General features: G+C 72.8%; 19 protein-coding genes. 11 read left to right on the forward strand and 8 right to left on the reverse strand.

Going from position 1 to position 19,005, the window contains the following annotated elements:
* The first annotated feature begins 19 nt into the window (after window positions 1-19).
* Window positions 20-841: a hypothetical protein gene (locus tag ACMXGY_RS12290; protein WP_483773276.1), complete on the forward strand. Its 822-nt coding sequence runs from the start codon at window positions 20-22 to the stop codon at window positions 839-841.
* Here the strand turns inward: ACMXGY_RS12290 and ACMXGY_RS12295 are convergent.
* Complete coding sequence (locus ACMXGY_RS12295; RefSeq protein WP_483773277.1) at window positions 838-1,332, reverse strand: SRPBCC domain-containing protein; 495 nt, start codon at window positions 1,330-1,332, stop codon at window positions 838-840. The genes ACMXGY_RS12290 and ACMXGY_RS12295 overlap by 4 nt on opposite strands.
* The gene (gene glgA / locus ACMXGY_RS12300; RefSeq protein ID WP_483773278.1) at window positions 1,329-2,540 is read right to left on the reverse strand and encodes a glycogen synthase; all 1,212 of its coding nucleotides are present in this window, start codon (window positions 2,538-2,540) and stop codon (window positions 1,329-1,331) included. Before glgA ends, ACMXGY_RS12295 begins: the two co-directional genes overlap by 4 nt.
* Window positions 2,541-2,616: 76 nt before the next feature.
* Here glgA and glgC point away from each other — a divergent pair, with 76 nt between their 5' ends.
* Complete coding sequence (gene glgC / locus ACMXGY_RS12305; RefSeq protein WP_483773279.1) at window positions 2,617-3,858, forward strand: glucose-1-phosphate adenylyltransferase; 1,242 nt, start codon at window positions 2,617-2,619, stop codon at window positions 3,856-3,858.
* Window positions 3,855-4,544, forward strand: coding sequence for a phosphoserine phosphatase SerB (gene serB / locus ACMXGY_RS12310; protein WP_483773280.1), 690 nt, complete (start codon window positions 3,855-3,857; stop codon window positions 4,542-4,544). Before glgC ends, serB begins: the two co-directional genes overlap by 4 nt.
* 25 nt (window positions 4,545-4,569) lie before the next feature.
* Here serB and ACMXGY_RS12315 read toward each other — a convergent pair whose 3' ends face one another.
* The 3 genes from ACMXGY_RS12315 to fabG all read right to left on the reverse strand — a co-directional run bounded on the left by ACMXGY_RS12315 (window position 4,570) and on the right by fabG (window position 6,741).
* Window positions 4,570-5,121, reverse strand: a complete 552-nt coding sequence (locus ACMXGY_RS12315) for a SixA phosphatase family protein (RefSeq protein WP_483773281.1) — start codon at window positions 5,119-5,121, stop codon at window positions 4,570-4,572.
* On the reverse strand, window positions 5,118-5,885 hold the full coding sequence (gene fabI, locus ACMXGY_RS12320) for an enoyl-ACP reductase FabI (RefSeq protein WP_483773282.1): 768 nt from the start codon (window positions 5,883-5,885) through the stop codon (window positions 5,118-5,120). The genes ACMXGY_RS12315 and fabI overlap by 4 nt, the downstream gene beginning before the upstream one ends.
* A 130-nt stretch (window positions 5,886-6,015) precedes the next feature.
* Complete coding sequence (gene fabG, locus ACMXGY_RS12325; RefSeq protein ID WP_483773283.1) at window positions 6,016-6,741, reverse strand: 3-oxoacyl-ACP reductase FabG; 726 nt, start codon at window positions 6,739-6,741, stop codon at window positions 6,016-6,018.
* A 215-nt stretch (window positions 6,742-6,956) separates the two neighbouring features.
* Between fabG and ACMXGY_RS12330 the strand changes: the two genes are divergently transcribed.
* From ACMXGY_RS12330 to ACMXGY_RS12340, 3 genes are read left to right on the forward strand one after another with little or no spacing between them, the layout of a single operon-like run.
* Window positions 6,957-7,319: a DUF3099 domain-containing protein gene (locus ACMXGY_RS12330; protein ID WP_483773284.1), complete on the forward strand. Its 363-nt coding sequence runs from the start codon at window positions 6,957-6,959 to the stop codon at window positions 7,317-7,319.
* Complete coding sequence (locus ACMXGY_RS12335; protein ID WP_483773285.1) at window positions 7,316-7,564, forward strand: hypothetical protein; 249 nt, start codon at window positions 7,316-7,318, stop codon at window positions 7,562-7,564. The genes ACMXGY_RS12330 and ACMXGY_RS12335 overlap by 4 nt, the downstream gene beginning before the upstream one ends.
* The gene (locus ACMXGY_RS12340) at window positions 7,561-8,571 is read left to right on the forward strand and encodes an SURF1 family cytochrome oxidase biogenesis protein (RefSeq protein ID WP_483773286.1); all 1,011 of its coding nucleotides are present in this window, start codon (window positions 7,561-7,563) and stop codon (window positions 8,569-8,571) included. Before ACMXGY_RS12335 ends, ACMXGY_RS12340 begins: the two co-directional genes overlap by 4 nt.
* Here the strand turns inward: ACMXGY_RS12340 and ACMXGY_RS12345 are convergent.
* A complete protein-coding gene (locus tag ACMXGY_RS12345; protein WP_483773287.1) occupies window positions 8,544-10,142 on the reverse strand; it encodes an ABC-F family ATP-binding cassette domain-containing protein in 1,599 nt (532 codons plus the stop codon). The two genes, ACMXGY_RS12340 and ACMXGY_RS12345, sit on opposite strands and share 28 nt — an antisense overlap.
* Window positions 10,143-10,358: 216 nt before the next feature.
* Here ACMXGY_RS12345 and ACMXGY_RS12350 point away from each other — a divergent pair, with 216 nt between their 5' ends.
* Genes ACMXGY_RS12350 through ypfJ form a run of 3 tightly spaced genes read left to right on the forward strand, consistent with a single transcriptional unit; the run spans window position 10,359 to window position 12,221 of the window.
* Window positions 10,359-10,727: a hypothetical protein gene (locus tag ACMXGY_RS12350; protein ID WP_483773288.1), complete on the forward strand. Its 369-nt coding sequence runs from the start codon at window positions 10,359-10,361 to the stop codon at window positions 10,725-10,727.
* Window positions 10,728-10,759: 32 nt separating this feature from the next.
* On the forward strand, window positions 10,760-11,260 hold the full coding sequence (locus tag ACMXGY_RS12355) for a hypothetical protein (RefSeq protein WP_483773289.1): 501 nt from the start codon (window positions 10,760-10,762) through the stop codon (window positions 11,258-11,260).
* Between the two features lie 55 nt (window positions 11,261-11,315).
* Window positions 11,316-12,221, forward strand: a complete 906-nt coding sequence (ypfJ, locus tag ACMXGY_RS12360) for a KPN_02809 family neutral zinc metallopeptidase (RefSeq protein ID WP_483773290.1) — start codon at window positions 11,316-11,318, stop codon at window positions 12,219-12,221.
* Window positions 12,222-12,318: 97 nt separating this feature from the next.
* Here the strand turns inward: ypfJ and ACMXGY_RS12365 are convergent, their stop codons facing one another.
* Complete coding sequence (locus ACMXGY_RS12365; RefSeq protein WP_483773291.1) at window positions 12,319-13,455, reverse strand: GNAT family N-acetyltransferase; 1,137 nt, start codon at window positions 13,453-13,455, stop codon at window positions 12,319-12,321.
* A 198-nt stretch (window positions 13,456-13,653) separates the two neighbouring features.
* Between ACMXGY_RS12365 and metH the strand changes: the two genes are divergently transcribed.
* Window positions 13,654-17,247: a methionine synthase gene (metH, locus tag ACMXGY_RS12370; protein WP_483773292.1), complete on the forward strand. Its 3,594-nt coding sequence runs from the start codon at window positions 13,654-13,656 to the stop codon at window positions 17,245-17,247.
* 19 nt (window positions 17,248-17,266) lie between these two features.
* Here metH and ACMXGY_RS12375 read toward each other — a convergent pair whose 3' ends face one another.
* On the reverse strand, window positions 17,267-18,028 hold the full coding sequence (locus ACMXGY_RS12375) for an SDR family oxidoreductase (RefSeq protein WP_483773293.1): 762 nt from the start codon (window positions 18,026-18,028) through the stop codon (window positions 17,267-17,269).
* A gap of 193 nt (window positions 18,029-18,221) precedes the next feature.
* Here ACMXGY_RS12375 and ACMXGY_RS12380 point away from each other — a divergent pair, with 193 nt between their 5' ends.
* The gene (locus tag ACMXGY_RS12380) at window positions 18,222-18,980 is read left to right on the forward strand and encodes an SDR family oxidoreductase (protein WP_483773294.1); all 759 of its coding nucleotides are present in this window, start codon (window positions 18,222-18,224) and stop codon (window positions 18,978-18,980) included.
* The last annotated feature ends 25 nt before the right edge of the window (window positions 18,981-19,005 follow it).

The raw sequence follows: 19,005 nt of genomic DNA on the forward strand, positions 1-19,005 counted from the left end.
ACCCTATAGGTTGGCCGTCGTGGTTTCCCATTCGTCCGAGGGCCCGCACGACGGGACCGGGAGGGGCTCCGCGTCCAGCGCGGGAGCCCTGCCGCGCAGCGCCCTCCTCGCACTCTGGCTCCGTTCCGCACCACGGCTCTCCGACGACGGGCTCGCGCGCCTCGTGCGCGCGGTGCAGCGCGACGACGAGCCGCACGTCGTCGCCGGCGCGCTCGGGGACGTCCGGCTCGCGGACCTCGCCGGGGCGTGGGCGGGCGACGTGCGCGAGGTCGTCGCGCTGTCCCCCGCACCCGGCGACGTGACCGGCACCCCGCCCGAGGTCGGCCCGCACGCGACGGACGTCGGCGAGTGCGTCGTCGTCACCACGTCGTCCGGGTCGTGGGCGCTCGTCCCCGAGGTCACGGAGTTCGGCAGCCACCTCGAGCCCGGCCACCTCGTGACGTGGCACGTGCGTGCGGTCGGTCCCTGGACGCTGCGCGTCCTCGGCGCCGTCGGCTCCCTCGCCGACGCCGAGGGCGAGCTGCGCACGGCGCTCCTCGTCGCCACGCGAGCGCTCGACGAGCTCGACGTCGCGAGGTGGCGCGAGGACGCGGCCGACGCCATCGCGGGGCTCCGCTCCGGCGGGGCCCCCGGCTGGCAGCTGCCCGACGGCGTCGACGGACGCGCCGTGCGCGTCCTGACCCAGGCGGTGCGCCTGCGCGCGATCGTCGACCTCGCCTCCGACGACGACGGCGGCGCCGTGAACCTCTGGCAGGCCGACCAGCGCTCCACCGCCCTGCGCGAGGTCGAGCGCGCCTCGCGCCGCGCGATCGGCGCCGCGACGTTCTGGACGTCGTCCTAAGCCGTCGCCGGACGCGTCACGTACGCGTCGAGCTCGGCGAGCGACGACCCCATGCCGGTGGCGTGGTCCTGCGGCGAGATGCCGGGGGGCACGTCGGTCGCGCGCACCGTGACGCGCGTGCCGGCGTCGTCGTCCTCGACGACCCACGTCATGGTCATGGTGCCCGCGAAGGCGGGGTCGTCCGCCTCGAACACCACCTGCTGCACGACGCGCTCGTCCGGCACGAGGTCGACGATCGCGACGTCGACGACGTCGGTCCCCTCCCCCGACTTCCCAGGGTCCGACGACGGGTCGTCGTAGGCGAGCACCATCCGGTAGCCACCGCCGGGCCGCAGGTCGAACCGCTCGAACCGACCGGTCATGCCCTCGGGCGGGAGCCAGGTCGCGAGCGCCTCGGCCTCGACGAGCGCCCGGTACACGACGCGCCGCTCGGCCGCGACGACGCGCGTCGCCTCGTCGACCCGACCCGCCTCGGGGCGCCCGGCCGTCACGACTCCCCCAGCACCGCCCGGTAGACGTCGAGCGTGCGCTCGCCGATCTCGTCCCACGCGAAGTGGTCCTCGACGCGCTGCCGCGCCGCGCGCCCCATCTCGGCGGCCCGCGCCGGGTCGCTCACGACGCGGGTCAGCGCGTCCGCGAGGTCGGCGACGAACCGGTCGGGGTCGAGCGGGGTGCCCGTGCCGTCGTCGGCCTGGTCGATGGGCACGAGCAGGCCCGTGACGCCGTCGTCGACGACCTCGGGGATGCCGCCGGTCGCCGTGCCCACCACGGGCAGCCCGACCGCCATGGCCTCGAGGTTGACGATGCCCAGCGGCTCGTAGACGGACGGGCACACGAACACGGTCGACGCGGCGAGCACCGCGACGAGCTCGGCGCGCGGGAGCATCTGCTCGATCCAGACGACGCCGCCGCGCTCGGCCTGCAGCTCGGCGACCGCGCCGCTCACCTCCGCGGCGATCTCGGGCGTGTCCGGGGCGCCGGCGCACAGGACGAGCTGGACGTCCTCGGGCAGTGCACGCGCGGCGCGCAGCAGGTAGGGCAGGCCCTTCTGACGCGTGATGCGTCCGACGAAGACGACCGCGGGGCGGTCGGGGTCGATCCCGAGGTCGCGCACGACGGCCTCCGCGCCGCCGCGCTGGGTCTCCGACTCGGGGCGGCGCCAGCCGTCGAGGTCGATGCCGTTGTGCACGACGTGGACCTTCGCCGGGTCGACCTGCGGGTAGACGCGCAGGATGTCGTCGCGCATGCCGCCCGAGACGGCGACGATCCCCGCCGCGCCCTCGTACGCGGTCCGCTCGGCCCAGGACGACAGCGCGTACCCGCCGCCGAGCTGCTCGGCCTTCCACGGGCGCAGCGGCTCGAGCGAGTGCGCGGAGAGCACGTGCGGCACACCGTGGAGGAGGCCGGCGAGGTGCCCGCCGAGGTTCGCGTACCAGGTGTGGGAGTGGACGATGTCCGCCCCGGCCACGTCGTCGGCCATCTGGAGGTCGACGCCGAACGTCCCCAGCGCGGCGTTCGCGCTGCCGAGCATGCTCGGCACGGAGTACCCGGTCACCCCGTCCTCGCCGCGCGGGCCGTCGAAGCAGCGCACGCGCACGTCGACGTGGCGGCGCAGGACGGCGGACAGCTCGGCCACGTGCACGCCGGCGCCGCCGTACACGTGCGGCGGGTACTCACGGGTCAGCAGGTCGACTCTCACGCGCCACACGCTAGCCGAACCGCCCAGGATGCGGGTCGTGCTGCGTGGTCGTGCCCGCAGGGACTACGGTCTGGGCATGGCCGCCGCACCACGAGTCCTCGCCATCGTCCTCGCCGGGGGCGAGGGCAAGCGCCTCATGCCGCTCACCGCCTCCCGGGCCAAGCCCGCGGTGCCGTTCGGGGGCATCTACCGCCTCGTGGACTTCGCGCTGTCCAACCTGGTGAACTCGCACTACCTGCACATCATCGTGCTCACGCAGTACAAGTCCCACAGCCTCGACCGCCACATCACCAAGACGTGGCGCATGTCGGCCCTGCTGGGCAACTACGTGGCCCCGGTCCCGGCGCAGCAGCGCGTCGGCAAGCACTGGTACCTCGGCAGCGCCGACGCGATCTACCAGTGCCTCAACATCATCGACGACGAGCGGCCCGACATCGTCGTCGTCGTGGGCGCCGACCACGTCTACCGCATGGACTTCTCCCAGATGGTCGACGCGCACGTCGAGTCCGGCGCGCAGCTCACCGTCGCGGGCATCCGGCAGCCGATCTCCATGGCCGACCAGTTCGGCGTCATCGAGACGGACCCGAAGGACCCGACGAAGATCGCTGCCTTCCGCGAGAAGCCGAAGGACCCGGTCGGCCTCGCCGACTCGCCGGACGAGATCCTCGCCTCCATGGGGAACTACGTCATCGACACCGACGCCCTGATCGACGCCGTGACGTCCGACGCCGCGAACGCCGACTCGCGCCACGACATGGGCGGCGACATCGTGCCCGCGTTCGTCGAGAAGGGCACGGCGGCCGTCTACGACTTCATCCGCAACGACGTCCCCGGCTCGACCGACCGGGACCGCGACTACTGGCGCGACGTCGGGACGATCGACTCGTACTACGACGCGAACAAGGACCTCATCTCCGTCACGCCGGTGTTCAACCTCTACAACGAGGAGTGGCCGCTGCACACCGGCTACGTCGGGCTGCCGCCCGCGAAGTTCGTGCACGCCGGCCGCGGCCGCCTCGGCCACGCGGCGGACTCGATCGTCTCGCCCGGCGTCATCATCTCGGGCGCGACGGCGGTCGGTTCCGTCCTCTCCCCGGGCACCTACCTGCACTCCTGGGCGTCGGTGTCGGACTCGGTGCTCATGGACGGCGTCCAGGTGAACCGGCACGCGCAGATCCACCGCGCGATCATCGACAAGAACGTCGTCGTGGGCGAGCAGGCCCGCATCGGGCTCGACCCGGAGCAGGACCGCGCGCGCGGCTTCACCGTCACCGAGTCGGGCATCACGGTCGTGCCGAAGGGCACGGTCGTCGAGTGACCGCGGTACCCACGCTCCCGGACCACCCGGTCCGGCTCCTCGTCATGGACGTCGACTCGACGCTCATCGAGCAGGAGGTCATCGAGCTCCTCGCCGACCACGCCGGCACCCGCGAGCAGGTGACCGAGGTGACGGAACGCGCGATGCGCGGCGAGATCGACTTCGGCGCCTCGCTGCGCGAGCGCGTCGCGACGCTCGAGGGCGTCCCCGTCACGGCGTTCGACGACGTCCGCGCCCGTGCCACCTTCACGCCGGGCGTGCGCGAGCTCGTCTCCGAGGCGCGCCGGCGCGGCTGGGAGGTCGGGCTGGTCTCGGGCGGGTTCGAGGAGATCGTCGCGCCGCTCGCCGCGGAGCTCGGCATCACCCGGTACCGCGCGAACCGCCTCGAGGTCGCCGACGGCCGCCTCACCGGTCGCACGACGGGGCCGGTCGTGGACCGCGCGGCGAAGGAGGTCGCCCTGCGCGAGTTCGCCGCGGAGCTCGGCCTGCCGATGAGCGCGACGATCGCGGTGGGCGACGGCGCGAACGACCTCGACATGATCGGCGCCGCGGGCATCGGGGTCGCGTTCGCCGCGAAGCCGGTCGTGCGGGCCCAGGCGCCCTACGGCGTCGACGGCCCGCGCATCGACGAGGTGCTCGACGTCGTCGACCGCGCCGACGCGACGCGCGCCGACGCCACGCGCTGACCCGCGCCCGTCGGCGCCCTTCCGGTCAGGAAGGGCGGCCCACGTACGTCAGCAGGGCGCCCCGTGCGTCCCACGCGTCCCACGGGGTCGACGACTCCAGGACGCTGTACGTCGCGGTGGGCACGCCGACGCGCACCTGGGCGAGCGCGCCGCCGTCGGACGCCGGGTCGGCGAGGTGGGACGCCGTCGCGGCCATCGTGGGCTCGTGCCCGATGACGAGGAGCGTGCGGACGCGCGAGTCCGTCGCGCGGACCAGGTCCAGCACGTCGGAGACGTCCGCGGCGTAGAGGTCGTCGCTCACCACGACGTCGGGCCCGACGTCGCCCAGGTGCGCGGACAGCAGCTCCCACGTCTGGCGCGTGCGCAGCGCCGACGAGCACAGGACGCGTTCCGGGACGAGACCGGAGTCGACCAGGGCCGCGCCGACCCGTCCTGCCTGCCGACGGCCGTTGAGGGCGAGCGGGCGCAGGACGTCGTCGACGTTCCCGCCCGGCTCCGCCTTGGCGTGGCGCAGGAGGACGAGCCGGCGCGCTCCGCCGTCCGCGACCTCGTCGCCCGCGGGCACCACCCGGCTCACTGCCCCATGGCGTGCACGCCACCGTCGACGTGCACGATCTCACCGGTCGTCGCGGGGAACCAGTCCGACAGGAGCGCGACCACGGCACGCGCCGCGGGCTCCGCCGTCGTCTGGTCCCACCCGAGGGGCGCCCGCTTGGGCCAGCCGTCCTCCATCTGCTCGAAGCCGGGGATCGACTTGGCCGCCGTCGTGCGGATCGGGCCGGCCGAGACGAGGTTCGCCCGGATGCCGTCGGGTCCGAGGTCGCGCGCGAGGTAGCGGTTCGCGGACTCGAGGCCCGCCTTCGCGACGCCCATCCAGTCGTAGACGGGCCAGGCGAACTGCGCGTCGAAGGTCAGGCCGACGACGGCGCCCCCGTTGGTCATGAGCGGCTTGGCCGCCACCGCGAGGGACTTGTACGAGAACGTCGACACCTGGAGCGCGGTCGCGACGTCCTCCCACGTGCCGGTGAGGAAGTTGCCGCCCATGACGCTCTGCGGCGCGAACCCGATCGAGTGCACGACGCCGTCGAGCGTGTCCACGTGCTCGCGCACCGCGTCGGCGAGACCCGCGAGGTCGTCGTCGTCCGTGACGTCGAGCTGCACGACGGGCGCCTCGGCCGGCAGGCGCTTGGCGAACGCCTGCGTGAGCTTCATCTGGCGGCCGAACGACGAGAGCACGACCTGCGCTCCCTCCTCCTGGGCGAGCCGCGCCGCGTGGAACGCGATCGAGGAGTCGGTGAGGACCCCCGTCACCAGGAGCTTCTTGCCGTCGAGCAGACCCATCGGTTTCCTTCCGTCGTCGCGCCCACCGTGCGGGCACGCTGAGAGCGTACTGAAAGAGAGGGCGCGCGGTCGCGCCGGGTGACTCCTGCCGGCCGTCGGCCGGTCGCGGGTCGGTGCGTGTCCGGAACCGTCAGTGCCCCATGCCGAGGCCGCCGTCGACGGGGATCACGGCCCCCGAGACGTACGCGGCGGCGTCGGACGCGAGGAACTGGACGACCCCGGCGACCTCGTCGGGCTGCGCGAAGCGGCCCGCGGGGATCGCGGCCTTGTACGCGGCCTGGCGCTCCTCCGGAAGCTCCGCCGTCATCGCGGTGTCGATGAAGCCCGGGGCCACGACGTTCGCGGTGATGTTCCGCGACCCGAGCTCGCGCGTGATCGAGCGGGCCATGCCGACGAGCGCCGCCTTGGACGACGCGTAGTTGACCTGCCCGGCGCCGCCGTAGAGGCCGATCACGGACGAGACGAGCACGATGCGCCCGCGGCGCAGGCGGACCATGCCCTTGGTCACACGGCGCACGCAGCGGAACGTGCCCGTGAGGTTGACGTCGATCACCGACTCGAAGTCCTCGTCGCTCATGCGCAGCAGGAGCCCGTCGCGCGTCACGCCGGCGTTCGCGACGAGCACCTCGACGGGGCCGAGCTCGTTCTCGATCTCGGTGAACGCGGCGTCGACGGCCGCGGTGTCGGTGATGTCCGCCACGGCGCCGAAGACGCCGTCGGGCAGGTCGCCGCCGCGGTACACCGTCGCGACACGGTCGCCGTTCGCCACGAACCGCTCGGCGATGGCCCGCCCGATCCCCCGGTTGGCGCCGGTGACGACGACGGTGCGGGCGGCGGGTGCGGTGGACTCGGACACGGTGCGGCTCCTCGGGACGGTCGGGCTGGCGGCGGGACGACCGGGGACGAGGGTCCCGCACGGTCGGCGCCGGATGGGGCCGTGAGCGGGCTCCTGGAAGGTCCGCGCACACGCGCCGCACCGACCGTACCGTGCGTGCGACCCGCCGTGCGCGCGTTCAGCGTCACACAGCACCCGGCGTGTTTGTGGGGTCCCCACAAACGTAGACTGGCGTAGTGAGCACACGACGCACGGCCCGGAGGTCGGCCGAGGCGGTCCCGAGCATCACGTCGGCACCGGAACCGTTGGCCACGGACCAGGCGCGCCGTGAACGCAAGTACCTGATCCAGATGGGCATCCGCATCGTGTGCTTCGTGGCCGCGATCCTCGTGGCACCGAGCTGGTTGACGTGGGTCTTCGCGGCCGCCGCGATCGTCCTGCCCTACAGCGCGGTGCTGATCGCGAACGCGGGCCGCGACCAGGCCCACTACGACACGTCACCCATGGAGCACCGCGCGCTGCCCTCGGCAGGGGCGCCGGGCAGCCACGGGATCGCCGGGAGCGAAGCACCTCGCGACGGCCGGGAGGACGCCCGATGATCGACGTCCTGGGCATCGCCGACCCGGTCGGCGAGGAAGAGCTCGTGTGCAGCGCGAAGGGCTGCCGCGAGCCGGCCGCCTGGGGCCTGCTGTGGAACAACCCCAAGCTCCACACGCCCGAGCGGCGCAAGGTGTGGCTCGCGTGCGACGCGCACCGCGAGCACCTCGAGACGTTCCTCGGCGCGAGGTCGTTCTGGCGCACGACCGTGCCCGTGGACGACCTCGAGCGCCGGGCCGAGCCGTGACGCCCGACCCTCCCCCGGGCCCGACGACGCAGCGCGTCACCGCGGACGCGCACCAGCCGCGCACCCCGCGGCAGTGGGTGACGCTCGCCGTCGGAGTCGTCGTGCTCGTCGCGCTGTGCCTCGTCGCGGGCCGCTGGCAGTGGAACCGCTACGTCTCTCGCGAGGCCGAGATCCAACAGATCGAGGCGAACTACACGTCCGCCCCCGTCCCGGTCGGCGAGCTGCTCGACGGCCCCGGCGCCGTCCTCGACCCCGGCGACGTCTGGCGGCCGGTGACCCTCGAGGGTCGGTACGAGCCCGACGCGACCGTGCTGCTGCGCAACCGGCCCGTCGGCGGCAGCCCTGGCTTCCACGTGCTCGTGCCGTTCGTCACGGAGCCGACGCGGAGCGCGCCCGACGGGCTCGTCGTGGTGGTCGACCGCGGCTTCGTCCCGCTCGGCACCGACGCCGTCACGCCGGGCGACCTCCCGGCACCGCCGGACGGCACGGTCGAGGCGACCGTGACGCTGCGGGGCGACGAGCCGCCGTCAGGCCGGGACGCCCCGGACGGACAGGTCCAGGCGATCTCCACCGACCAGGTGCTCGCAGCCGGTCCCAACGGCTCCGCGTGGGCCGACGGACGGACGGTCGGCGCGTACGGCCAGCTCCGGACCGAGGACCCGGCCACGGCCGCGGCGCTCGAGACGCTTCCGAAGCCCGACACCGACCCCGGGTCACACCTGTCGTACGCGTTCCAGTGGTGCGTGTTCGCGATCGGCGCCGTCGCGGGCTTTTGGCTGCTCGTGCGCCGCGACCGACGCGACGCGCGCGGTGAGGAGACGACCCTCACGGCCGGGGACCTGCTCGCCGCGCACGACCCGTCCGCGCACCCGCGACGCGAGCCGCGCACCCGCCGTCCGACCGCGGAGGACGAGGAGGACGCGCTCATCGACGCCCAGCTCGACGCCCGGCCGGGCGCCCACGGCCCGGCCGAGGGACGTCAGGCGAGCGAGACCAGCTCCGCGTAGTCGTCGTTCCACAGGTCCTCGTCGCCGTCCGGCAGCAGCAGGACGCGCTCGGGCTCCAGAGCCTCGACGGCCCCGTCGTCGTGGGTGACCATGACGACCGCGCCCTCGTACGTCTTGAGCGCCCCGAGGATCTCGGCGCGCGACGCGGGGTCGAGGTTGTTCGTCGGCTCGTCGAGGAGCAGGACGTTCGCGGCCGAGACGACGAGCGTCGCGAGCGCGAGGCGCGTCTTCTCCCCGCCGGACAGGACGTTCGTCGGCTTGTCCGCGTCGTCGCCCGAGAAGAGGAACGACCCGAGCGTCGAGCGCACCTCGGTGTCCGTGAGGTCGGGAGCGGCGTGCCGCAGGTTCTCGACGACGGTGGCGTCCATGTCGAGCGTGTCGTGCTCCTGTGCGTAGTAGCCGATCTTCAGCCCGTGCCCGGGGTGCACCTCGCCCGTGTCGGGCTTCTCGACGCCGCCGAGGATGCGCAGGAGCGTCGTCTTGCCCGCCCCGTTGAGACCGAGCACGACGACGCGGCTGCCGCGGTCGATCGCGAGATCGACGCCCGCGAACACCTCCTGGGACCCGTACGCCTTGGACAGCCCGCTCGCGGTGAGGGGCGTGCGACCGCACGGGGCCGGCTTGGGGAACCGCAGCTTGGCGACCTTGTCGCTCTGCCGCTCGCCCTCGATGCCCGCGAGCATCTTCTCGGCGCGGCGCATCATGTTCTGCGCGGCCACGGCCTTGGTCGCCTTGGCGCGCATCTTCTCGCCCTGGGCCAGGAGCGCGCCGGCCTTCTTCTCGGCGTTCTGGCGCTCGCGCCGGCGGCGGCGCTCGTCCGACTCGCGCTGGGCGAGGTACGCGTCCCAGCCGAGGTTGTACTGGTCGAGCTCGCCACGGTTCGCGTCGAGGTGGAAGACCTTGTTCACCGTCGCGCGCAGGAGGTCGACGTCGTGGGAGATCACGACGAACCCCCCGTTGTACGACTTGAGGTAGTCGCGGAGCCAGATGATCGAGTCGGCGTCGAGGTGGTTCGTCGGCTCGTCCAGCAGCAGCGTCTCCACCCCGGAGAAGAGGATGCGCGCGAGCTCGATGCGGCGGCGCTGGCCGCCGGACAGCGTGCTCAGCGGCTGGCCCAGCACACGGTCGTCGAGGCCGAGGTTGCTCGTGATGCGGTGTGCCTCGCTCTCCGCGGCGTAGCCGCCCGCGGCGAGGAAGCGCGCCTCGAGCTTCGGGTAGCGCTCCATCGCGGCCTCGTGCGTCTCGACGTCGGCGCTCGCCATGGCGCCCTCGGTCTCGCGCATCTGCCGCACGATCTTGTCGAGGCTGCGCGCCGAGAGCACGCGGTCCATCGCGATGACGTCGAGGTCGCCCGTGCGCGGGTCCTGCGGCAGGTAGCCGATCTCGTTGCCGCGCGTGATCTTCCCCGCCGTCGGCTGGGTCTCCCCCGCGAGCGTCTTGGTCAGGGTCGTCTTGCCGGCGCCGTTGCGCCCGACGAGGCCGATCCGGTCGCCGGACGCGATCTGGAACGTGGCCTCGTGCAGCAGGACGCGGGCGCCGACGCGCAGCTCGACGCCGTGGGCGGTGATCACGTGCTGGTCCTCTCCACAGGGGAATCGTCCCGGTGGATCCAGCCAGGCAGGCGATCCGAACGACGGGGCCCGACGATTCTACGGGCCCGCCGCCCGCCGGCGCTCCACCATATGGCACCGGGCACGCACCTTCGGGGCAAAATGCCTATCGTGGTCGCGCCGGACATCCCGGACCCTTCGCCGAGGCAGACGGCGGATCGTGAGGAGAGAACGAACGTGAGCAACGCCGAAGCAACACTGAGCAAGGTCCTCGAGCTGGACGGGGCGATGGCGGTCGCCGTCGTCGACTACAGCAGCGGCCTCGCCCTCGTCCAGAAGCAGGTCGCGCCGTTCGACCTCGAGCTCGCCGCGGCAGCCAACACCGAGGTCGTCCGCGCCAAGCTCCGCGCGATCGACCAGCTCGGCCTCGACGACGGGGTCGAGGACATCCTCATCACGCTGGGCCGCCAGTACCACCTGATCCGCCTCTCCCAGCGCGACAACCTGCGCGGGACGTTCTCCTACCTCGTGCTCGAGCGCGGGCGGGCGAACCTCGCGCTCGCGCGCCGTGGCCTGGCGCAGCTCGACGAGTCGCTGTCCCTCTGACCTCCGTGAGCGCACCTCCGACCCTCCGTGACGTGCCGCGCAGCGTGGTCGACGTGCTGCGCGGGATCGACGACGCGCTGGAGCACGAGGCGCACGTCCTGGCACTGGGCCCCCAGGGCCGGGTCATCGGCCAGGCGGGCAGGACGCCCGGACCCGTCGTCGACGTCGCGCGGGGCATCGTGGGCGCCCTGAGCCACGGTCCGACGATCCCGGGCGACTCCGCGCGCTGCATCCTCAGCACCGCCCAGGCGTGCGTGTTCGTCTACCTCCTCGGGAAGGACCTGTCGGTCATCCTCGTCGGCCCGACCGACTGGAACATCGCACTGACGGGCCGGCGCGTGGAGCGGTACCTCGTCGACTTCGTCGACACCTACCTGGCACAGACGGTCACGGCGACCGAGGGCGGTGGCGGGGCTGCGCTGCCCCGGCGCGAGCCGACGTCGCACGCCGCCGTCAGCCCGGGAGACCGCACCGCGGTGCGGGGTGAGCACGACCTGCTCGCACGCGTGCTCAAGTCGCTCATGCGGTTCTGAGTGCCCGACGCCGCGTGGCGGGTGCGCGCCCGCCACGCGGCGGTAGCGTTGACCCGTGACTTTCCAGGAGGGTGGCTCGTTCGAGGGCGGACGCGTCCGCAAGGGCGGCGGCCGCGGCCGAGGTCCGTTGATCGCAGGTGGCGGCATCGGCGCAGTGCTCGTCGCGCTCGCCGTGGCGTTCCTCAGCGGCCAGACCGGCATCGACCTCAGCGGGCTCACCGGCGGCAGCGCGTCGGACTCCGGCGCGTATGGCGAGGGCCAGGCCGAGTACGTCGACACGTGCACCGCGCAGGAGGCGAACTCGACGCGCGAGTGCCGGCTCAACGGCACCGTCCAGTCGCTGGACGCCTACTGGACCGAGTCGCTCCCCCAGCAGGCCGGCGTCGAGTACGCGCTGCCCGAGGTCGTGAGCTTCACCGGCCAGGTCTCGACGGGTTGCGGCGCGGCGACGAGCGCCGTCGGGCCGTTCTACTGCCCGCCCGACCAGACGGTCTACATCGACCTCGGCTTCTATGACGACCTCACGTCGCGCTTCGGGGCGAACGACGGCGGCCTTGCGGAGATGTACGTCGTGGCGCACGAGTTCGGCCACCACATCGAACAGCTCGTCGGGGCCATGGACTCCGCCGACCGCAGCGGAACCGGACCCGAGTCCGACTCCGTGCGCATCGAGCTCATGGCCGACTGCCTCGCCGGCATGTGGGTGGGTCACGCAGCATCGACCGTGGACCCCGACACGGGGGTGACCTTCCTCGAGCCGATCACGGAGCAGCAGCTCCGCGACGCGCTCTCCGCCGCCTCTGCCGTCGGCGACGACCGCATCCAGGAGTCCGCGACCGGCCAGGTCAACCCCGAGGCCTGGACCCACGGCTCGAGCGAGCAGCGCCAGCGCTGGTTCACCACCGGCTACGACGGCGGCACGATCCAGGACTGCAACGCCCTCTCCGCCGCGACGCTCTGACCGGACTTCGGAGGGACGCTCGGCCCGGCCGAGGGAGAGCGCTGGTCCGTCGAGGGAGAAACGCGGTCGCGCGAGGTAGAACCGTGGTGCGTCGGGATCAGAGCTCGATCGAGTACATCCGCGAGCCGCTGACCTTCTCGTAGCCGAGGCTTGCGTACAGGCCGTGCGCGCCGGAGGGATTCTCGGTGTCGACGTCGAGCGACGCGTACTGCATGCCGTCCGCCGCCATCGCACGCATGCCCGCCGCGAGCGCCGCGACGGCGACCTTGCGACCGCGGTACGCGCGCCGCACCCCGAGGGTCTCGGTGTAGCCGAACGTGTAGCCGCGGACGGCGAAGTCCGCGTCGTAGCGGCCGGCCATCTCGTAGCCGACGACGAGCGGCTGGCCCGCGCGCAGCGCGGCGGCGGTGTCCGGGTCGGTCGAGCCGTCGGCGAGGAGCGCGTCGACGTCGGGCGCGTCGTCGACCACGAGGAACGACCACTGGGGGGCGAACTCGCTGCGCCCGTGCGTCCACGTCTCCGCGGTCTGGGGCTGGCTCCCCCAGTGGTCCCGGAACGCGTCGTTGTGCGCGAGTCGCGCCGCCTCGTCGAGCTCCGCGGACCACGGCACGACGCGCAGCGACCCGCCGGGCGGCACGTCGGGCACGGGAGCGGCGAGGTCGCGGCGCAGGTCGGAGTAGAAGCGGCGCGGGGTGAACCCGAGGCGCTCGTAGAGGCGCTGCTTCGACGGCGGGTCGGTGTCCTCGCCGTACAGCGAGATGCGCGCCGGGATCTCCTTGCCGCTCGCGGCCAGGAGCTGACGGGCGCGTGCGACCTCCCATGCGAGGAGCTCGCGACCGATGCCGCGTCCGCGGTGCGTCGGGTGCACGCCGCCCCACAGGAAGGTGCGCACGGTCGTGACGTCGCCGGGCGCGGTGTCGACGAGCGCGTACGCCCGCAAGGTGCCGTCGGCGTCGGCGCCGACGAGCGAGTCCATGGCCGCGTCGCGCCACGAGGCGGTGAACAGCTCCTCGACCTCGCCGAGCGACTCGCGGTACGGCTCGGCGTCGGCCTCCGCGATCGCGTTCTTGAGCGTGAGCAGGGCGGGTGCGTCGGACGGCTCGGCGGGCCGCCAGGCGAGGTCTCCCGCCGTGACCGCCGGGAGGGTCGACGGCGCGGCGGCCCGCTCGGCGATCGGTGCGAGCGTCGCGGCGGCCGGGTTCTCGACCTGGTCGGTCGTCGAGGGAGAGGACATGCCGACCACGGTAGGTGCGCGCGCGCCGTCGGGCACGCGCTTTTCGTCGCCCGGGCCGGCGCCCGTCGACTGATGCACATCGGGCCGAGTGATGCACTCCGGCGTGCATCCCTCGGCCGAGAGTGCATCACTCGGTCGCGCGGCGTTCCGTTGAGACGGCGCCCCACGACCTACCGCGGGCGATCTACGCTGCGTACCATGCCGACCGTCGTTCCTCAGGACCTCGCCGACGCCCGTTCCCAGGCCCTCGCCGACGCGCTGCGCACGCGCGTCGTCGTCGCGGACGGCGCGATGGGGACGATGATCCAGGAGCAGGACCCGAGCCTGGACGACTACCAGGGGCTCGAGGGCTGCAACGAGATCCTCAACGTGTCGCGGCCCGACATCATCGCCGCGGTGCACGATGCCTACCTCGAGGTCGGGGTCGACGCGATCGAGACGAACACGTTCGGCGCCAACTGGTCGAACCTGTCGGACTACGACATCGACGACCGCATCCGCGAGCTCGCCGCCGCTGGCGCCCGGATCGCGCGCGAGCGGGCCGACGCGTTCGCGACACCCGAGCAGCCCCGCTGGGTGCTCGGCTCCATGGGTCCGGGCACGAAGCTGCCGAGCCTCGGGCACACGACGTACGCGCACCTGCGCGACACGTTCGCGGAGCAGGCGGCCGGCCTGCTGGAGGGCGGGGTCGACGCGATCCTCGTCGAGACGAGCCAGGACCTGCTCCAGGCGAAGGCCGCGGTGACGGGGTCACGCAACGCCATGCGCGCCGTCGGGCGCGAGGTCCCCGTGATCGTCCAGGTGACCGTCGAGACCACGGGCACGATGCTCATGGGCTCCGAGATCGGGGCCGCGCTCACGACGCTGCAGGCGCTCGACGTCGACGCGATCGGCCTCAACTGCGCGACCGGCCCGGCCGAGATGAGCGAGCACCTGCGCCACCTCTCGCGGCACGCGGAGATCCCCGTCACGTGCATGCCCAACGCGGGGCTGCCCGTGCTCGGGCCGAACGGCGCGACGTACCCGCTGACGCCCGACGAGCTCGCGGCCGCGCACACGCAGTTCGTCGGCGAGTTCGGGCTCGGGCTCGTCGGAGGCTGCTGCGGCACGACGCCCGAGCACCTGCGCCGCGTCGTCGAGGCGGTCCGCGCGCGGCCGGTCGTCGAGCGTCACCCCGTGCGGGAGAACGGCGTCGCGAGCCTGTACTCGCACACCGACCTGCACCAGGACGCGTCGTTCCTCGCGATCGGCGAGCGCACCAACGCGAACGGGTCCAAGGCGTTCCGCGAGGCGATGCTCGCGGAGAACTGGGACGAGTGCGTCGAGATCGCGCGCGCCCAGACCCGCGACGGCGCGCACCTGCTCGACGTCTGCATCGACTACGTCGGGCGCGACGGCGTCGCGGACGTCCGCGAGGTCGTCTCGCGCCTCGCGAGCGCGTCGACCCTGCCGCTCGTCATCGACTCGACGGAGCCCGAGGTCATCGCGGCGGGGCTCGAGCTCGTGGGCGGGCGCGCCGTCGTGAACTCGGTGAACTTCGAGGACGGCGACGGGCCGACGTCGCGGTTCGCCCGCGTCATGCCGCACGTCGTCGAGCACGGGGCGGCCGTCGTCGCGCTGACGATCGACGAGGAGGGGCAGGCGCGCACCGCCGAGACGAAGGTTGCGATCGCGACGCGGCTCGTCGAGACGCTGACGCGCGACTGGGGCCTGCGGGTCGACGACATCATCGTCGACGCGCTGACCTTCCCCATCGCCACGGGCCAGGAGGAGACGCGCCGCGACGCGATCGAGACGATCGAGGCGATCCGCGAGATCACGCGCCGCTACCCCGGCATCCACACGACGCTCGGGGTGTCGAACGTGTCGTTCGGGCTCAACCCCGCGGCGCGCACGGTGCTCAACTCGGTGTTCCTCCACGAGGCCGTCGAGGCCGGGCTGGACTCCGCGATCGTGCACGCGGCGAAGATCCTGCCGCTCGCGCAGATCCCCGACGAGCAGCGCGAGGCCGCGCTCGACCTCGTGTGGGACCGGCGCGTGTACGACGACGAGGGGAACCTCGTGCACGACCCGCTCGCCCGCCTGCTCGACCTGTTCGAGGGCGTGGACTCCGCGGCGCTGAAGGACGCCCGTGCCGCCGAGATGGCCGCGCTGCCCGTCGGCGAGCGCCTCGAGCGGCGCATCGTCGACGGCGCACGCAAGGGCCTCGAGGACGACCTCGACGCGGCGATGGCGTCCGGGCTGAAGCCGCTCGAGATCGTCAACGACCACCTGCTCGAGGGCATGAAGGTCGTCGGCGACCTGTTCGGGCGCGGCGAGATGCAGCTCCCGTTCGTGCTGCAGTCCGCGGAGGCCATGAAGACGGCGGTCGCGTACCTCGAGCCGCACATGGAGAAGGTCGAGGGCGGGTCGGGGTCGAAGGGCACGATCGTCCTCGCGACCGTGCGCGGCGACGTGCACGACATCGGCAAGAACCTCGTCGACATCATCCTCACGAACAACGGCTACACGGTCGTCAACATCGGCATCAAGCAGCCGATCTCCGCCATGATCGAGGCTGCCGAGCAGCACGACGCCGACGTCATCGGGATGTCGGGGCTGCTCGTGAAGTCGACGGTCGTCATGAAGGAGAACCTCGCGGAGCTCGCCTCGCGCGGGCTCGCGGAGCGCTGGCCGGTGCTGCTCGGGGGCGCTGCGCTCACGCGCACGTACGTCGAGGACGACCTCGCCGGCCAGTTCCCGGGCGTCGTGCGGTACGCACGCGACGCGTTCGAGGGCCTGCGGCTCATGGAGCCGCTCGTGCGCGTGGCACGCGGCGAGTCGCCCGACGCCGTCGGGCTGCCCGCGCTGAAGAAGCGACGCCATGCGGTCGTCACCGTGACCGAGACGCCGGTCGAGGACCTGCCCGCGCGGTCCGACGTCGCGGCGGACAACCCCGTGCCCGACCCCCCGTTCTGGGGCACGCGCCTCGTGAAGGGCGTGCGTCTCGCCGACTACGCGGCGTTCCTCGACGAGCGCGCGACGTTCATGGGGCAGTGGGGGCTCAAGCCGGGGCGTGGCGACGACGGCGCGTCGTACGAGGAGCTGGTCGAGACCGAGGGTCGCCCGCGGCTCAACGAGTGGCTCGACCGGATCCGGACCGAGGGCATGGTCGACCCGTCGGTCGTCTACGGGTACTTCCCGGTGTGGTCGGAGGGCGACGACGTGGTCGTCGCGCACCACGGCGCCGGGCTCACGGGGATCGGGGCGCCCGACGGCGGCTCGGGCGGCGAGCCGGGGACCGAGCGGCTGCGCTTCGCGTTCCCGCGCCAGCGCCGCGACCGGCACCTGTGCCTCGCGGACTTCGTCAAGCCGCGGTCGCGGGTCGAGGAGACCGGCCGGTACGACGTCCTCCCCGTCCAGCTCGTGACCATGGGCGCGAGCGTCGACCAGCACACCGCCAAGCTCTTCGCCGGGAACCACTACCGCGAGTATATGGAGCTCCACGGCCTGTCGGTGCAGCTCACCGAGGCGCTGGCGGAGATGTGGCACTCCCGCGTGCGCGCCGAGCTCGGGTTCGCCGACGAGGACCCGGCCGAGGTCGAGGGCATGTTCAAGCTCGAGTACCGCGGGGCACGCTTCTCGCTCGGCTACCCGGCCTGCCCCGACATGGAGGACCGCACCAAGGTCGTCGAGCTCCTGCGGCCGGAGCGCGTGGGCGTCGAGCTCTCCGCGGAGCTCCAGCTCCACCCGGAGCAGTCGACCGACGCGTTCGTGTTCCACCACCCCGAGGCGAAGTACTTCTCCGTCTGACGTCTTCCCCGGCGAAGGATCATCGCCGCACGCTCACGCGGTGATCCGGACCGTGCAGCCATTCCTCGAACGTGGTCGTGGTCTCTGCACGGTCCCGTCCGCCTCGCAGCGAGCCCGAGGCCAGCCCACGACCGTAGGCGCCAGGAAGCCGAACTTCGACCACGCGGCGTCGGATGCCGTCGTGCGCGAGCTGACGACGGGCGAGATCTGCCAGGATCTCGTCGCGTGGACCGACGAGATCCGTGGCCCGCCCCCTCGGCGGACCTTCGGCGAGGTCGACCAGGTGCCGGGCGACGTCGCGGGCGGCGACCGGGCGGGTGAGAGCTCGAGGCATGATGGCGAGCGGCCCGCTCATCCCGGCGAGGAGCTGTCCGGCGAACTCGTGGAACTGCCCGGCCCGCGCGATCGTCCAGGGGACCGATCCGGTAGCGACGACCCGTTCCTGCGCGAGCTTGCCGGCGTAGTACGAGGCGTCGATGGCGTCGATGCCGACGATGGACAGCGCGACATGATGGCCCACGCCCGCGTCGGCCTCGGCGGCGAGCAGGTTTCGAGTCACGGTCTCGAAGAAGCGGCGAGACCTGGCGGCGGACAGCGTCGTCCGGTTGGTCACGTCGACCACCGTGTCCACGCCGTCCAGAGCGCCTCGGACCTCACGTCCCGTGAGGAGATCCACACCGGTCGTGCGACTCAGCGGGACCACCAGGTGCCCGCGCGCCCGCGCCGTGCTCACCACGTACTGGCCGACAGTCCCCGTCGCTCCGGCGATGGCAATCTTCATGGCTCCTCCGAGTGTCCACGTCCTGCAGCGGTCGCCGACGGCGCCGGCGTCCCGACGTACGACCGGGAAGCCCTCGAGACTGTGACCAGCCGTCTCGGGAAGGGCTGCTCCCGGAGATGTCACACAGCGTGCCCACCTCCGGTCGACAGGGTGGCAGCGCGGCACCGGCCGCACGCACACACAGGAGGACACCATGAAGATCGTCGTGATCGGCGGCACGGGGCTCATCGGCTCGAAGCTCGTCACCGTGCTGCGGGACCGCGGCCACGAGGCCGTCCCCGCCTCGCCCAACTCCGGCGTCAACACCCTCACCGGGGAGGGCGTCGCGGAGGTGCTCCAGGGCGCGGACGTCGTGGTCGACGTCTCGAACTCGCCCTCGTTCGAGGACCAGGCGGTCCTCGACTTCTTCCGCACCTCGACGGGCAACCTCCTGGCGGCCGAGGAGAAGGCCGGCGTCCACCACCACGTGGCGCTCTCCGTCGTGGGTACGCAGGCGCTGACCGAGAGCGGGTACTTCCGCGCGAAGATCGCGCAGGAGGAGCTCATCGCAGGTTCGCCCGTCCCGTACTCGATCGTCCACGCGACGCAGTTCTTCGAGTTCCTGAAGTCGATCACGGACGGCGCGACGCAGGACGGTGTCGTGCACCTCGCGCCGGTCCTGTTCCAGCCGACCGCCGCCTCCGACGTGGCCGTCGCGGTCGCGGACGTAGCCACGGGCGCGCCGGTGCGCGGCATCGTCGAGGTGGCAGGACCCGAGGTCTTCCGGCTGGACGAGCTCGTCCGGACGACGCTCGCGTCGCTCGACGACCCGCGCGAGGTCGTCGCCGATCCGGAGGCACGGTACTTCGGCGCGCCGCTCGTCGAGGACTCGCTGGTCCCGGGCGACGGCGCGGTGCTCGGAAGCACCCGGCTCGTGGACTGGCGCCGTCAGCAGTCCATGGCGACGCGCTAGCGGAGGGCTCTGCCGAGTCACCTCG

This window comes from Cellulosimicrobium sp. G4 BAM 1002 (assembly GCF_057126935.1).